Source organism: Pantoea sp. T14 (assembly GCF_036663535.1).
Classification (GTDB): domain Bacteria; phylum Pseudomonadota; class Gammaproteobacteria; order Enterobacterales; family Enterobacteriaceae; genus Pantoea; species Pantoea phytostimulans.
In genome coordinates this window covers 376,414-392,757 of the sequence record NZ_JAWUEB010000026.1, presented here as the reverse complement: position 1 = coordinate 392,757, position 16,344 = coordinate 376,414, and the positions used below count along the sequence as shown (strand labels likewise).

Here is a 16,344-nt window from a genome sequence, read left to right as displayed (position 1 = left end):
GTCTGCATAGAATGACCAATAAGCGATCTCATTCACAAATGTGCTAACGCACTGCTATTTTGCTGAATCGTGCGCACTTTTTTATAATTATTGAACTTTTCTTAGCACTATCCTCCGTGAGTCCTTCCCAGTAACTCACATAAGAATAATTCTCATGAAAAGTAAAAAAGCAGTGCAACGCTTTCCGCTGCGTCGCGTCGCGACCGGCACCTTAATGTTCGCGATGTTAAGCGGATCGGCGATGGCAGCCGACGCGCTGAGTTCTGACTCAGAGTGGATGTTTGGTGATTGGGGCGGTTACCGAACGCAGCTGCAAAACGATGGCATTAAATTCGATGTTAATTACACCATGGAAAGCGCGGCAAACTTAGCGGGCGGCGCTGACACCAACACCACCATGCGCTACAGCGACCAATGGTCGTTTGGCACCAATTTCGACCTGGAAAAACTGCTTAACTGGCAGGATGCGGAATTCCAGATGACAGTCACTAATCGTGACGGACAAAACCTGTCAGAGCAGGTTGCTGACAAGCGCACCGGTATGTTGTCCTCCGTGCAGGAGGTCTATGGACGTGGCCAAACCTGGCGTCTGACGCAATTCTGGCTGCGCAAAGGCTTGTTCGATAATGTGGTGGATATCAAAGCGGGTCGCGTCACTGTGGGCGAAGATTTCGATAACTTTGATGGCAATCTGTTCCAGAACCTGGCGCTCGGCAGCGGTCAGGCAGGGAACTGGCGTGGCGATCGCTGGTTCAACTGGCCGGTTTCGCAATGGGGCGGCCGCATCAAGCTGAATATTACGCCAGAGGTCTTCTTCCAGGTCGGTTTCTATAACCAGAACGCAGCGAACTACGATCGCGGTGATGGTTTCCGCCTTGATACCAGCAATTCTGAAGGCAATATGGTGCCGGCAGAATTAGGCTGGACGCCAACCTTTGGCCCGCAAAAATTGCCAGGTAACTATCGTCTTGGCGGTTATTACTCATCAGCCAACGGTGATGTGTATGGCAGCTGGCGCAACGGCGCGTATCAGGATAAAGACCACGCCTATGGCGGCTATCTGTTGTTGCAACAACAGTTGACGGCGCAGGATGGCGACGTTAATCGCGGTATAGGTGTACGCGTTCAGGCGGTAATGAACGACCACAAAACATCAAAAACCGACAACTATCAATCTATCGCGTTTACCTGGAAGGGGCCGTTTGATGCGCGTCCTAAGGATGAGATTGGTATCGGTGCCGCACGCATTCATGTGAACAGCGATTACACCCGCTCGCTGCGTCAGCAGAATGGCGCTAACGGCGAAACCGATTTTGATAGCCCAACCTATCTGCCGGTTCAGGAGGGTTCTGAATACAACTATGAAGTCTATTACAACGCGAAAGTCACTAACTGGATGTCGCTGCGTCCTAACCTGCAATATGTCACCGCGCCGGGTGCAGTGAGCGAAGTGAAGGATGCGTTTATTGGTGGGATTAGCGCGAATATCGCGTTCTGATTGGATAGCATAAAGGCGAGCAGTGCTGTCACGCATAAAGAGAGCAACAGAGCGCTTCAGTTAAGTTAGCGGGGCGGTTCCACAGGGAGGTGAGCTCGCTTCGCAAGCAGATGCGCTAACTTTGGCTTCTCTCTCAAGCCAAAGTAAAAAAAAGCGGCCCTTGAATGGGCCGCTTCGCTATGTAGAGTATGCAAATGCTAAGCAAACATCACTTCAGCCCATCTCGCTAATCCTGCTGTAACCGAGGCGAAATCATCGCCGCCAGCGATTGGCGTATCCGGTAAAGCTTGCTGCAACGCGGCGCGCAGCAGAGGAGAACGGGCGCTACCGCCGGTGAGATAGATAACATCGGGTTTAATGCTGCTGGTAGCAAGCGCCAGATGAACCTGCTCAAGGATTTTCTCTAGCGGCTGGTTGATTGCCTCGCGCAGCATCTCTACGCTGATTGCCGCCTGCAAAGAAGGTGCAATAAAGTCGAGCGCTGCGTCAGTTTCGATGCGATCTGACAGCGCAATTTTGCTCTCTTCTGCGGCACGCACCAGACGATAACTGAGTTTCTGTTGCCACACTTTCAGCAGGCGTGCGACAACATCGCCATTTTCGGCATCACGGACGAGATCGCGCAGCAACTTACCGCAGGCTGCCGAGTAAAACTCACTCTGAGCGGGAACGTCATTGATCGCAACTGCATTCCACCAAGGCAAAGCGGGCAGGGCGGTGCCTTTTTGAGTATTACCGCCGAGCCCGAGCAACGGCATCAGGGTTTTAAACGCGAGAGTAATATCGAGATCGTTACCGCCAACGCGGCAACCGCTGTGACCAAGCAAGCTTTCACGGCGATCGGATTGATTACGCCATTGTGGCCCCATCAGCAGCATTGAGCAGTCTGTCGTACCACCACCGATATCAACGACCAGCACGCGTGTCTCTTTTTCCAGCGTTGCTTCAAAATCAAGTCCTGCCGCTACCGGTTCGAACTGAAATTCCACATCACGGAAACCGGCGCGCTTCGCTGCACGCAGCAAGATACCTTCTGCCTGTTGGTTCGCGTCTTCACTGCCCAAGCCCTGAAAGTTAATTGGACGGCCAATGACGGCTTGATCGATCGACTGATCGAGTTGGCTCTCACCTTGCTGGCGAATATGCAGCATCATGGCGCAAACCAGATCTTCAAACAGCGCGATCTGCTGTGGCTTCAGGCCGCTGGCACCCAGAAATGATTTAGGCGATTTAACGAACCACACATCTTCAGGATCAACCATATAGTGTTGCAGCGCGGTAAGACCAAACTGCACGCTGCCGGGCAGGACATCGATGTCCTCTTCGCGGTTATAACGCAGCGCACGCTGCAATAACGCGGTGGTTTCACTGTCAGGGGTAGCGACTTGATGATGGCGATACAACCATTCGCTAATGGATTCGCGCGTTGGTGCACAGATCATTGAAGGCAGCAGGCGCTGACCATTTTCCAGCGTCAACAGACGCGGCGCGCCGTTTTCGCTTACCGCAATAGAACAGTTAGCCGTGCCGTAATCAAATCCTATGAACATTTTCGCCCCCATGCCGGAAAAAAGGGGGCGACTTTAGCGCAGCTTTAAGAAGCTGGCAAGACACTGTCTGATCAATCGTCCTGGGATAAAACCACGCTGGCCGCCAGGCTGCTCAATGGCTGACGCTCGGCGATGGCGCTGCCCCAGACGCCATGAACATCCAGGCTGGCCAAGGTATTTAATACCGCAGGCACGGTAACTGGACCGGCCAAAAGCGCAATATTTCGTTGTTCGGCCTGGCTTTGAATAATCGACACCAGCATTTCGTCCATCAAATTGGTATGCACGTTAGCCACCAGTTCAGGCGCCAGCAGCAAACAATCGATCATGTCGCCAGTGAGTTGATTGAAGGCGTCAAGGTTACGTCCAAAATGCTCAAGCATGATGCAACAGCCGCTTTGCTGTAACTGGAGTAGGGAAGCCTGAAGGCGATCGCTGCCGTTTATTACGTTTGCCGCGTTAAGCGCGAAACCGCTACGGCTGGATGACAAACCCGCTTCGTTAAAACGTTTGCAGAGACGTTGTACGAACTCAACATCATGCAGCGCGTTGGTATTCAGCGGCAAAATCACGGAGATGTTGTTGTCATTCAGTGCGTTAATATCGTGGCGGAAAAAGGCTTCAACAATATTGTTATCGAGCAGACGCTGCAGCGCTTCATCCGGCAAATTATTGCGTAACAGCGATTCGTCGATAAGCGTGCCGTCAGCAGTGAACAGCTGAACGTCCAGTAGCCAGAATGAGGTGAGTTTAGGCGTTTGCGGCGGGGCAATTGCCCAGGCAGAGAGCTCAACCTGCAAGTCGTTGAGCGTTGTGGCATCGAGTCGCTGATTGCTGCCCGCTAACGGCAACTGATGTTGTTCATAGACAACATAGCGCCCACGGCCGCTGCGCTTGGCGTTGTAACAGGCAATATCCGCTTGCGATAACACTTCGCTGCTGTGGCAGTTTTCAGCGGAAATTTGTGTTAACCCGGCGCTGGCACCGACCTGATAAACTCGCCCAAGCCACTGAAAGCGGTAATCATTCACCGCGCTGACGATACGCTGCACCACTTCGCGTGCCTGATCGACCTGGCATTCTGGCATTAACAGAGCAAACTCATCGCCGCCAAGGCGTGCAAGGAAATCACTGCTGCGCAGACGATGCTGCATTAACTCTGAAAGCTCACGCAACAGGGCATCGCCGGCGGCGTGTCCGGCGGTGTCATTGACCGCTTTGAACTTATCGAGATCGATAAAGACCAGAACATGCTGGTGCTGATGCTCAGCCGCATCCATCAGTAAGAGTTTGAGCTGGTGCTCGAAACTGGCGCGATTGGGCAAACGCGTCAAGGTGTCGTGTAAGGCGCTGTAACTCAGACGCTTCATGACTTTGCGCGATTCACTGACATCCTGAATAACCATCACGGCGCCCATTTCTGCGCCTGCCTCAGATTTAAGCGGCGTGATGCTGTAATGGATATCCATTTTTTCACCTGCTGGCGTATGCAATACCAAATCTTCCACTAAATCGGGTGTGGTTTTTTCAGTTGGCAAATGGCACAGCAGCAGATTTTCAATTTGTGGACCGTGGCGTCCCTGCGTGATGTGCAACAGTTCACTCAGCGGTTTGCCTGCGGCATCCTCTTGCGACCAACCGCTAATCTGCTCAGCAATCGGGTTCATAAAGGTAACGCGCATCTCTTCATCGGTGCTGATGACCGCTTCGCCGATGGAATCCAGCGTGATCGCCATACGCTCCTTTTCCTGGAACAGCGCTTCGTTAAGATTGCGCAGCGAAGTGATGTCCTGACAAATGCCCAGCATACGTTCAATGCGGCCTTCCTGGCTCAGGATGCGATTGGCTTGCGTACGCAGCCAGCGTTCGCCGTCAGGCAAAGTGATGCGATATTCCATTTGGAATGCACTGCGTTTCTCAATGGCCTGTTGAATAGTTAGCGCAGCATGTTCACGATCGGCCGGGTTCATCAAGTGCAGCCATAAATCGTAGCTCGGCGATTCGTGAGGTGCGAGGCCAAACAGCGCATACATCCGCTTGTCCCACAACATTTCACCGGTCAGTAAGTTCCATTCCCAAACGCCGATGCCGCCGGCTTCATTGGCCAACGTGATACGTTCCATCAGGCGACGATTAACTTGTTCACTCTGCTTGAGCTCAGAAATATCAATGATCTGTGCAATGAAGTAGAGCGGCTGATAGGCGGCATCACGCACCAGCGAAACCGTCAGGCGCGCCCACACAATTTCATTGTCCTTGCGGAAATAGCGTTTTTCCAGGGTGTAGGAATAGATCTCACCTTTTAACAGTTTGTCGACCTGGATGAGATCGTTACTGAGATCGTCGGGATGCGTCATTTGCTGGAACGTCAGGCGCTTTAGTTCATCTTCAGGAAAGCCCAACGTCTGGCACAGCGAATGGTTCACCTGCAACCAGACACCCTGCGGTGAGACCAACGCCATGCCGATAGCGGAATATTCCATGGCATGACGGAAACGGGTTTCGCTTTCACTGATATGGTTCTTTTCACGACGAAACGCATCCATCACCAGCGACATGACATGGCCAGGAATCAACACCAGCAAGAACGGCAGCCAGCTGCTGATTTGATCGAACTGGCTGCTACCGCGGCCCACTGTAACGAGGTCAAATGCCAGCAGCATTGAGATAAAACAGGCGTTGAGGAAAAACAGCACGAAGGCTTCAAGTTTCGATAAACGTACCGCACACCAGAACAGGATCACCACAATAAAGGTGAACGGCCACGGCAGAAAACGCAGTGCCAGATAGCTGGCGGTAAGCGTCACCAGCAAGGTGATCAGCAATTCAACTGAGTGGTGTTCTTGAAAGTTACGTCGCTTTAGGGGCCAGGGAAATAGCAGTAATACTGGCCCAAGTGCCAACATGCCAATAACTTCAGAAATGACCCAAGTATAAAAGAAGGGAACCGAGGCCTTACCACTGACCTGCAACATCCACATGGCTAATACGCCGCCAATGAGCGGTGTAACAATGCCAACGGAAAAAATAAACCGTGCCCAGTCAATCAAGGTGTTAAGCGGTGCCCGGCGATCAAGCAGCAGACGCAGTAATATCCCACCCAGCACTGCTTGCACTGAGTTGAGTAAAGCAAATTTCAAATTGGAAAACGCGGGGCCAATAATCAAGGCGTTAGCGAAAGCTGTGCCAATGACACAACACAGCAATAATAAAGGAACCTGACGCGATGGACAGCGAAAAACCACCACCGTCATTAATGCGGTAGAGAACCACAGCGGGGAGATTTTGCCGCTCACCATGATCAGCTCAAGGCAAAATAGCGTGAGAAAAAAAGCGGTGATGCCCAGCATCAATCCGTTTAAGACGCTGTTTGGTGTTTTGTTTTGCGAGGACAAAATATCAATGGTCATGCATAAACCCAGCTGCGTGCACCGCTTCGCAGTGGCGAAATATGCACCTGTTATTCTCTTTCGGGCATGCTAGCACATTCAGCAAAGAATACTGTCGCGAAATCACTTTTGTGCGTTATTCGGCGGATTGACTGGCCTTTTATCAAAAAAAGGCCATCACATTGATTATTGGCGGAAAAGATCGGCGCGGGAAAACGGTTTTTCTAAGCCTGCCAGATTCGCAGAAAAGCGTTCAAGGAACTGCTGCGTTGTGGCGACGCGACCCTGTCCCAGCAGCAACAGGGGGACTAATAACACAACGCTGACCTGCGGCCAGCTAAAGCCTTTCAAGGCAGTGCGGCGCTGAGAAATCAGGAAAGCCGTGCTTAAGGTAAAGCCCAGCAGTAAACCAGTAACGACTTCGCTTTTTGAGTGTGCATGGATAACCAGCCGCGAGAATCCCACCATCAGCGGAATCAGGTAGCCCACGCCGAGAGCAAACCCACGCCATAAACTCGACCAGCGGCCAGAAATCAGCCACAACATCACGGGCCATAAGGTGGCGGACATGGCGCTATGACCACTGAAACCGGTGAAATTATAATGAGCACTGCCAATACCAAAGCCGAGAAACAGAATTTTTGACAGGCTAACAAACAAGCCAGCCAAACCAAACGCCACGATCCAATAGAGCACCGTGCGGCGATTGTCACTTTTCCAGGGCAGAATCAGTGCGATGATCACCGCCGTCGGGATCAGCAACATACTGTCGCCAAAATAGGTCAAGGTCTTCCAGAGCATACGACTCCTTGTGAATTAGTCAGGCACGATGATTTCCGCAATCATTCGGCGAAAAAAGCGTTTCGCCAACGCCGCTAAATTCAAATCGAGAGGGTAGCTAGTTTATCGATGAAATGATTAGCTTCCAAAGGGGAAATTCTGAAAAGCTTCTGGCGCCATTTCTCTGGCATCAAAACGCCGAAATCCCTATACTTAGCGCGAACTCACCCTCTCCATTTAGGCCCGCTGGCTGGGCGCGCATTCCGTGTACAGTCATTGGCTCCAGTTATCAGGTCTTTAAAAGTATGACTGACAAGTCTCATCAGTGCGTGATTGTTGGCATTGCCGGTGCTTCCGCATCCGGTAAAAGTTTAATTGCCAGCACGCTCTATCGTGAAATCCGTGATCAGGTTGGTGACGAGCACATCGGGGTCATTCCTGAAGATGCTTATTACAAAGATCAAAGTCACCTCACCATGGAAGAGAGGGTTAAAACAAATTATGACCATCCGAGTGCGATGGACCATGATTTGTTGCTGCAGCATTTGCGTGCAGTTAAAGCCGGAGAAGATATTCATCTGCCGGTTTACAGCTACGTTGAGCACACGCGTACCCAGGAATCTATTCATCTCAAACCCAAAAAAGTCATTATCCTGGAAGGTATTTTGCTGCTGACCGATTCGCGTCTGCGTCAGGAACTTAACTTCTCAATTTTTGTCGACACACCTCTCGATATCTGTTTGATGCGCCGCATGAAACGTGACGTCAATGAACGAGGTCGATCGATGGATTCAGTAATGAGCCAATACCAGAAAACGGTGCGCCCAATGTTTTTGCAATTCATTGAGCCGTCCAAACAGTATGCCGACATTATCGTGCCGCGCGGCGGGAAAAACCGTATTGCGATTGATATCCTTAAAGCCAAAATCAATCAGTTTTTCGAATAACCCACGTCCAACTGGACGTGACGCGAACGGTGCGCTGTAGTAACCGTTCGCTACACTTACGTCATGGAGTTACGTCAATGAGATTATGCGACCGCGACATCGAAGCCTGGCTTGATAACGGTAAGCTGGCGATTACGCCGCGCCCACCGGTCGAGCGTATTAATGGCGCCACGGTCGACGTGCGTTTGGGCAACCAGTTCCGTACTTTTAGCGGTCACACGGCGGCATTTATTGACCTGAGTGGGCCAAAGCAGGAAGTTAGCGCGGCGCTGGATCGCGTCATGAGCGACGAAATTGTGCTGCCGGAAGGGGAAGCCTTTTTCTTGCATCCCGGCGAACTGGCGCTGGCGGTCACGCTGGAATCAGTCACTATTCCAGACGATTTAGTCGGTTGGCTGGATGGCCGCTCCTCGCTGGCGCGTCTCGGATTAATGGTGCACGTGACCGCACACCGTATCGATCCTGGCTGGCAAGGTCGCATCGTGCTTGAGTTTTATAACTCCGGTAAATTGCCGCTGGCGCTACGTCCCGGCATGCTGATTGGCGCACTGAGTTTCGAGCCGCTCTCCGGCCCCGCTGCGCGACCTTATAACCGCCGCGAAGATGCTAAATACCGTGGCCAGCAGGGTGCTGACGCCAGCCGTATCGACAAAGATTGATTTCACTGAGGATGTCATGAGAAGAGTGATAACCACGCTGGCCATCTTGTTAGTGGTGGTCGTAGCGGGAATGACCGCATTAGTATTACTGGTGAATCCCAACGACTTCCGTGCCTATATGGTGCAACAGGTTGAGCAACGCAGTGGTTATCACCTTGAACTGCAAGGCGATTTGCGTTGGCACGTCTGGCCGAAGATGAGCATTCTGGCCGGCCGCATGAGTTTAACCGCGCCTGGCGCGGCGCAGCCGGTGGTTTCAGCAGAAAACATGCGGCTCGACGTGGAGCTCTGGCCTCTGCTGTCGCATCAACTGAGCGTGAGTCAGGTGATGCTCAAAAACGCCGTGGTACGCGTAACGCCCGATAGCGCTGCAAAAGCGCCGCAAAACGCGCCGCAAGGGCCGCGGAATGCGCAGACTTCCACTTCATCTAACGGTTGGTCATTTAATATCGGTCAATTGCAAATCGCCGATAGCCTGCTCATTTGGCAGCAAGCGGGCGGCGACGAATTTAACTTCCGTAATTTTAATCTCAACCTTGATCAAGACGACAATAAACAGGCCACGATTGCGTTGAATACCAGCGTGACGCGTAATCAGCGCAGCGCAACGGTGAACCTAAAAGGTGAGCTGGATGCGTCGCAATATCCACATCGCCTGAACGGAAAAGTTGATCAGCTCGATTACGCGCTTGCCGGTGCCAATATCCCGCCACAGGGAATAAAGGGTTCGCTGAGCTTTGAAGGCAGCTGGAATGGTGATAACCAACAATTTTCAGTCGCTAATTTACAGCTGACAGCTAATGACAGCGCACTCACCGGCAATGCCGAAGGAAGCCTGGCGCTGTCACAGCGTTTAGCGCTTAATCTTCAGGCTACCTCTCTGAATTTAGATAATTTGATGGCGAATGCCCCCGTGAATGAGGCTGAAGGTGCTCAGCACGCCACGGTTGCACGCGCGCCTGTGATTGCCGAGCCGCGAGAAAGAAACAATGCCGATTCACCGCTTAACACCCTAGATCTGGCACTGAAGCTTCAGGCTAAGAGTGCGGTTTGGCGTGGTCTGGCGCTCAGTGATTTACAGCTTGATGCCAGTAATCAGCAAGGTCTGATGACGGTGAGTACCTTGAAAGGGGCGCTTGGTTCGGGCAGTTTCTCTCTGCCGGGAACCGTTGATATTCGTCAGCCTGAAACGCGTGTCAGTCTGCAGCCAGAGTTACAGCAGGTTGCCATTCAGCCACTGCTTAAAGCGCTGGAATTACCCGAATCGCTGCAAGGGACGGTGAGCTTGTCCGGACAACTTTCGGGTGAAGATCTGACCGTTGAGGCCGCGAAAAGAAACTGGCAGGGCAGGGCGGCAATCAGCGCCAACGATCTCACCCTGGCACAAATCAATCTGCAACAAATGGTACGCCGCGCTGTGGCACGTATCAGTAATCGTGTAAGCAGTGAAGACAAGGATGGGCAGGGCATTAAACAGATTGCGGGTCAGGTTATACTTAATCGCGGTGAATTAGACTTTAGTGAGCTAACGGGCAGCGGCCCGCATCTTGCGCTGCAAGGCAAAGGGCAGGTGAATCTTCAGCAGCAACTGCTGGATATTACGCTCGGCTTGAAACTCAGCGGCTGGACGGGTGATGATAAACTGGTCACTGCGCTCTCAGAGCAGACTATTCCACTGCGCATGTTTGGTCACTGGGACAATGTGCAATATTCATTGCCTGTTGATGATGTCATTCGAAATCGGCTACAAAATGAAGCGAAGTCGCGGTTGAATGAGTGGATTGATCAGCAGCAAGATAATGACGACAAGCGGAATATTAAAAGTTTATTGCGCCCTTAATGGGCGCGCTTATTACACTTCGTAATCCGCCTCTGTTTTCTGTTCAACGATCTCAACCTTTTGTACGCGATGGTTTTCCACCTGCAAGGTACGCAACAGGTAATTGCCCACCTGTAGCTCTTCACCCTCTTGGGGAATATGTTGCAGGCTATCCATTAATAAACCCGCCAGCGTGTGGTAGCTGCGCTTATCATCCAGCGGCAATTTTACATACATCGCGAGATCTTCCAGTGGCATGTGTCCGTTAGCAATCCAGATGCCTTCGCCATTTTGCTGAATGTCATAACGCGCATCAATTTCCCCCGCTTCATTGGGTAAATTACCCGCGATGGTTTCCATCACATCACTCAATGTCACCACGCCTTCAACAGAACCAAATTCATCCACAACAAAAGCGAAGTGCGTATGCGCCTGGCGAAATTGTTCAAGCGCCAGCAGCAATGTTAAGCGCTCTGGGAAGATTAACGGCTGGCGTATCAGGGCGCGTAAATCTAAAGAATTCTGATGCAGCGATTGATGAAGCAGGTCAATAACATGTACAACGCCCAGCGGCTCGTTGGCGTTATCCGTGATTAACAGGCGAGTATGTTGGTTACGGTCGAGTCGCGCCATAATCTCAGCCGGGTCGTCATTCAGATCGATATGTTCCACATCATGACGTGAGGTCATGATGCTGTTTACATGTCGCTGACCTAAGCCCATCACGCGCGCAATCATGACGCGTTCCTGACGGTTAAACAGCACATGAGATTCGCTGTCAGCGATCAACGATGACGTTTTAGCATCCAGATCGGCGCGTTCAGATTCACCCCGTAATAAATGCAGTACGGCTTCAGCGGTACGCTGCCTTAAAGGACGACCGGCAGACAAAACGCGACGACGGTTAAATTGCGCTAATTGATTGAGGGCTTCAATCAATACTGAGAAACCTATAGCGGCGTACAGATAACCTTTGGGGATCGCAAAGCCGAAACCTTCAGCAACCAGACTGAACCCAATCATCAGTAAGAAGCTCAGACAGAGAATGACAATTGTTGGATGGCTGTTGACGAAGCGGGTGAGAGGCTTGCTGGCAAGAAGCATTAGCAGAATTGCAATAGTGACTGCGGTCATCATGACAGGCAAATCGTTAACCATGCCGACGGCGGTTATTACAGCATCCAGCGAGAAGATGGCATCCAGAACCACAATTTGAGCCACAACTGGCCAGAATTTAGCACCGCCTTTTTGTTGACCATCATCGTTATCGCTGCCTTCAAGGCGCTCATTCAGCTCTGTTGTGGCCTTAAATAACAGAAAAACGCCACCAAACAGCAACATAAGGTCACGTGCGCTAAAAGCGTGGTTCCAGAGGGTGACCAGCGGCTGAGTCAGCGTAACCAGCCAAGAGAGCGAGGCGAGCAAGAGTAACCGACACACCAGCGCAAGTAACAAACCAATCACGCGAGCGCGATCACGGAGCTTTCCTGGCAGCTTCTCAACCAGAATCGCAATAAAAACTAAGTTATCAATCCCCAGCACTAACTCAAGAACGATAAGCGTGACTAATCCTGCCCAAAGCGAAGGATCGGTTATTCCCTCCAACATGCCTTATTCACCTGAATGTATAAAAATGAGTTTTATCTGATGATAGTGGAGCTTAAAGCAAGCTACAAATAGCGCCTGGCTTAGCATGCTGTTAAGTGACCTGAGATTGTTCTTGTCTTGTAACGTATCGAGCTAATCACGTTGTATTAAATTGGCAAACAATACAAGGACGCGTAGACGAGTAAATAAAATTCATGAGGATCTTATTTCTCTGTAATTCTTATACGATTTGGTGGGGGTAGGGATATGGAAAAAATCTGAAAATTAGAGAAAAGATTGCACGCCGTGACTGATATCAATACTAATGGCTGGTAGTCTTTTTCCTAAAATAGTGCAGGGAAGGCGGGGCCTACTTGTAAACAAGCCAGTAATAACTAGTATAGCAACGGGTTAGTAAATGTCTGCGCTAATGAGACAATTCGCGCAGTGATTCGGCGTTTAATGTCATGAATTGTGATCTCGTCCTCTAAAAGTGGCGATTTGCATCTCATTTTAGTGGATAACCGGCAAGGAAATATGACGAACAGCGGTATTGGCAGCGACAGCCAAGGGCGGTAGCGTGCCTGAATTGCTTTTCTCGTTTATTAAACAGACGATTACCGCGCAGGAAAAAGTCGGACTAATCTGTTGGTATTTATAACAATTTTCTTGTTTTTATTGGTAAGAGCATTGGCGTAAACGCCGCAGGAGCTCCCCTAAGAAACGATTCAACCTGAACATTCATCACTGCTCATTTAATACACAAGGTTGGAGCGTTACGGGTTTAAGGAAATAAAATAAAGAGTTAAATATGCGCGATACAGAATTTACGTTTAAAAGTCTTATCACCAAATTATTGTTAGCTTTTTCAGATTTAATTTGTTTCAACGCAGCTTTATTTATTGCGATGGCGCTTATTAATATGATGTCTGATTCACCTTTGGCAGATATTTCTGAAAAAGAACTCAATTTAAAAATAGCCACACACATTTGCTTATCAATTATTAGCGTGGGTTGGTTCTGGGTAAGGTTGCGTCATTATACTTACCGCAAACCTTTCTGGTTCGAATTAAAAGAAATTTTTCGTACCATTCTTATATTTTCTGTTATTGATTTGTCGATCACGGCATTGTCTCAATGGCAAACTTCGCGCTTCCTTTGGATATTAACCTGGATATTAGCGCTGATTTTAATTCCAAGCTGTCGCGCACTTTCAAAGCGCCTGTTAAATAAATATGGCTTGTGGAAAAAGCAAACCATCATCATCGGCAGCAACAAAAATGCCCATGAAGCCTGGCAAGCGCTGCAAAGCGAAGAAGTGATGGGCTTTGATGTCATCGCCTTCTATGACGTCGACGGTAGCGGCCCTCATGGCAGCATGTCTGGCGTGCCGGTGCTGCGTGACGAGCAAGAGCTGTGGAATCTGACGAATAGCGAAACGCAGTTTATCGTGGCGGTTGAGTTCGAACAGAGCCAGTACCGCGATATGTGGCTGAAATCGCTGGCAATGCATAATTGCCGTTCAGTCTCTGTTATTCCAACGCTGCGTGGCGTGCCGCTTTACGGTACGGATATGGCTTATATCTTCAGCCATGAAGTGATGATTCTTCGTGTGCAGAATAACCTTGCAAAACGGACATCGCGTTTCCTGAAACGGGCTTTCGATATCGTCGGTGCGCTCTCAATCATCTTGATGCTGCTGCCTGCACTACTGGTACTTGGCTTCCTGGTGGGCCGTGACGGTGGTCCGCCAATTTATGGTCATGAACGTGTAGGTTTGGGTGGACGTAAATTCAAATGTCTTAAATTCCGTTCGATGGTGATTAATTCGAAAGAAGTTTTAGAAGAAGTCCTGCGCACCGATCCCATCGCACGTGCGGAATGGGACAAAGACTTCAAATTGAAGAACGATCCACGTATCACCAAGGTCGGTCACTTTATTCGCAAAACCAGCCTCGATGAATTGCCGCAGCTCTGGAACGTAGTGCGTGGCGATATGAGCCTGGTAGGACCGCGCCCAGTAATTGAAGATGAACTCTGTCGTTATGCCGGTGATGTTGATTATTACCTGATGGCAAAGCCAGGCATGACGGGATTGTGGCAGGTCAGCGGCCGTAATGACGTTGATTATGAAACACGTGTGTACTTCGACTCGTGGTATGTTAAAAACTGGTCTCTGTGGAATGATATCGCCATTCTTTTTAAAACAGTGGGTGTCGTACTGAAGCGGGATGGCGCGTATTGATCAGAGGGCGAGAAGGAGAGCGTAACACGGGCGCTCTCTTATTTAATGCCGTTGTTAGGTGTGTCGTTAGCTGCCCTATTCAAGGACGCGTTAAGTCGTCATTTATAACGGGTAATGATGGGTTCGCCTTATTTCGCCTTGTTGACCGGCGGCTACAAAAAAGACAGGAGCAAGGATAATGAACGACAAGTTCAGTGCTTAATTAGGTAGTTTTTACTTTTTGTTGGACGCTTACACAGCGGCGTATTCGCCTCTATCAATCAATAACTGATAGCGAAGATCTAAATGATTACAATCAAAATGAAATTGATACCTTTACTGGTATCCGCCACTTTTCTCTCAGGGTGTACGATCCAACCAGGTCAGCACCTTTCCACATCGGGAAAAGATGTCATTGAGCAACAGGATAGCAACTTTGACATCGATAAATACGTCAACGTTTTTCCATTAACACCGCGTCTGGTCGAGCAGATGCGTCCTAAGCCGCTGGTTGCCCAAGCCAACCCAGCGTTGCAGAATGAAATTCAGAGCTATGAGTATCGTATCGGTGTCGGCGATGTTCTGACTGTCACCGTGTGGGATCACCCTGAGTTAACCACGCCAGCAGGTCAATACCGCAGCGCCAGCGATACCGGCAACTGGGTACATTCCGATGGTACGATTTTCTACCCATACATAGGTCGAGTTCGCGTAGCGGGCCGCACTGTGGGTGATGTACGTAATGAAGTTGCACGCCGACTTGCACAGTACATCGAAAGCCCGCAGGTTGATGTCAGCATCGCCTCGTTCAAATCACAGAAAACCTACGTAACCGGTTCGGTAACGACATCAGGTCAGCAGCCGATTACCAACGTGCCATTGACCATCCTTGATGCTGTCAATGCCGCTGGCGGTCTGACTGCAGATGCAGACTGGCGTAACGTTGTGCTTACGCACAACGGTAGCGAGCAACGTGTTTCCCTGCAGGCGTTGATGCAAAACGGTGATCTGAGCCAGAACCATCTGCTCTATCCAGGCGACATTCTGTACGTACCTCGTAACGATGATCTCAAAGTCTTCGTCATGGGCGAAGTCAGACAGCAAACTACCCTCAAAATGGATCGCAGCGGCATGACGCTGGCAGAAGCATTGGGTAACGCACAGGGCGTAGATCAGACCACGTCTGATGCAACCGGCGTGTTTGTTATCCGTCCGATCCGCGGCACCAATCGCACTAAGATCGCCAACATCTATCAGTTGAATACCCGAGATGCGGCATCGATGGTGATGGGTACCGAATTCCAACTGGAACCTTATGACATCGTTTATGTCACCTCCACGCCGCTCACGCGTTGGAACCGCGTAATTTCGCAATTGCTGCCAACCATCGCGGGCATCAACGATGCGAGCGAGGCCGCACTGCGTTTCCGCAACTGGTCTAACTAGGTTCAACCATGATTACGTCCGTGTTAGTCGTGTGCGTTGGCAATATATGTCGCTCTCCCACCGGGGAGCGCTTGCTCAAACGTGCGCTTCCTCAGACTCGGGTAGCCTCTGCAGGGCTAGGTGCCCTAAAAGGTTATCCGGCAGATCCGACCGCCAGCGATGTGGCCGCCATTCATGGGCTGTCGCTTGAAGGTCATGAGGCTCAGCAGTTAACGGCAGAGATGTGCCGTGACTATGACCTGATTCTGGTGATGGAGAAGCGTCATGTGGAGCAGGTCAATCGCATCGACCCGGCCGCACGTGGCAAAACCATGTTGCTTGGGCACTGGCTCAATCAACGAGAAATTGCGGATCCGTACAGAAAAAGCCGTGAGGCCTTTGAAGAGGTTTACGGGTTACTGGAAAACGCTACCCAGAAATGGGTCAACGTATTAAGCCGATAGTT

At 50.5% G+C, this 16,344-nt stretch carries 11 protein-coding genes; 7 read left to right on the top strand and 4 right to left on the bottom strand.

Features of this window, described 5'->3' with window-relative positions; all coding sequences use genetic code 11:
* Window positions 1–154: 154 nt before the first annotated feature.
* Window positions 155–1,498 carry a carbohydrate porin gene (locus SC127_RS16930; RefSeq protein WP_215846242.1) on the top strand — a complete coding sequence of 448 codons (1,344 nt, stop codon included), beginning with the start codon at window positions 155–157 and terminating at the stop codon, window positions 1,496–1,498.
* Between the two features lie 197 nt (window positions 1,499–1,695).
* On the opposite strand, the gene yegD is transcribed toward SC127_RS16930, so the two are convergent.
* From yegD to SC127_RS16915, 3 genes are all read right to left on the bottom strand, one after another.
* A complete protein-coding gene (gene yegD, locus SC127_RS16925; RefSeq protein ID WP_332627184.1) occupies window positions 1,696–3,048 on the bottom strand; it encodes a molecular chaperone in 1,353 nt (450 codons plus the stop codon).
* Window positions 3,049–3,119: 71 nt separating this feature from the next.
* Window positions 3,120–6,458, bottom strand: coding sequence for a diguanylate cyclase (locus tag SC127_RS16920; RefSeq protein WP_332627183.1), 3,339 nt, complete (start codon window positions 6,456–6,458; stop codon window positions 3,120–3,122).
* Window positions 6,459–6,623: 165 nt separating this feature from the next.
* Window positions 6,624–7,238 (bottom strand): phosphatase PAP2 family protein, encoded by a 615-nt coding sequence (locus SC127_RS16915; RefSeq protein WP_215846246.1) that lies wholly within the window; start codon window positions 7,236–7,238, stop codon window positions 6,624–6,626.
* A 284-nt stretch (window positions 7,239–7,522) separates the two neighbouring features.
* Here SC127_RS16915 and udk point away from each other — a divergent pair, with 284 nt between their 5' ends.
* From udk to asmA, 3 genes are all read left to right on the top strand, one after another.
* Window positions 7,523–8,164, top strand: a complete 642-nt coding sequence (udk, locus tag SC127_RS16910) for a uridine kinase (protein ID WP_243077574.1) — start codon at window positions 7,523–7,525, stop codon at window positions 8,162–8,164.
* Between the two features lie 77 nt (window positions 8,165–8,241).
* Window positions 8,242–8,823, top strand: coding sequence for a dCTP deaminase (gene dcd / locus SC127_RS16905; protein ID WP_243077575.1), 582 nt, complete (start codon window positions 8,242–8,244; stop codon window positions 8,821–8,823).
* Window positions 8,824–8,839: 16 nt separating this feature from the next.
* Entirely contained in the window at window positions 8,840–10,663 is a 1,824-nt protein-coding gene (gene asmA, locus SC127_RS16900; protein ID WP_332627182.1) for an outer membrane assembly protein AsmA, read from the top strand.
* 12 nt (window positions 10,664–10,675) lie between these two features.
* Here the strand turns inward: asmA and SC127_RS16895 are convergent, their stop codons facing one another.
* Window positions 10,676–12,250, bottom strand: coding sequence for a TerC family protein (locus SC127_RS16895; protein ID WP_243077577.1), 1,575 nt, complete (start codon window positions 12,248–12,250; stop codon window positions 10,676–10,678).
* A 790-nt stretch (window positions 12,251–13,040) separates the two neighbouring features.
* Here SC127_RS16895 and wbaP point away from each other — a divergent pair.
* The 3 genes from wbaP to SC127_RS16880 all read left to right on the top strand — a co-directional run bounded on the left by wbaP (window position 13,041) and on the right by SC127_RS16880 (window position 16,342).
* Complete coding sequence (gene wbaP / locus SC127_RS16890; protein WP_332627181.1) at window positions 13,041–14,474, top strand: undecaprenyl-phosphate galactose phosphotransferase WbaP; 1,434 nt, start codon at window positions 13,041–13,043, stop codon at window positions 14,472–14,474.
* A 285-nt stretch (window positions 14,475–14,759) separates the two neighbouring features.
* On the top strand, window positions 14,760–15,899 hold the full coding sequence (locus SC127_RS16885) for a polysaccharide export protein (protein WP_215846252.1): 1,140 nt from the start codon (window positions 14,760–14,762) through the stop codon (window positions 15,897–15,899).
* A gap of 8 nt (window positions 15,900–15,907) precedes the next feature.
* Complete coding sequence (locus SC127_RS16880) at window positions 15,908–16,342, top strand: arsenate reductase/protein-tyrosine-phosphatase family protein (protein ID WP_215846254.1); 435 nt, start codon at window positions 15,908–15,910, stop codon at window positions 16,340–16,342.
* Window positions 16,343–16,344: the final 2 nt, after the last annotated feature.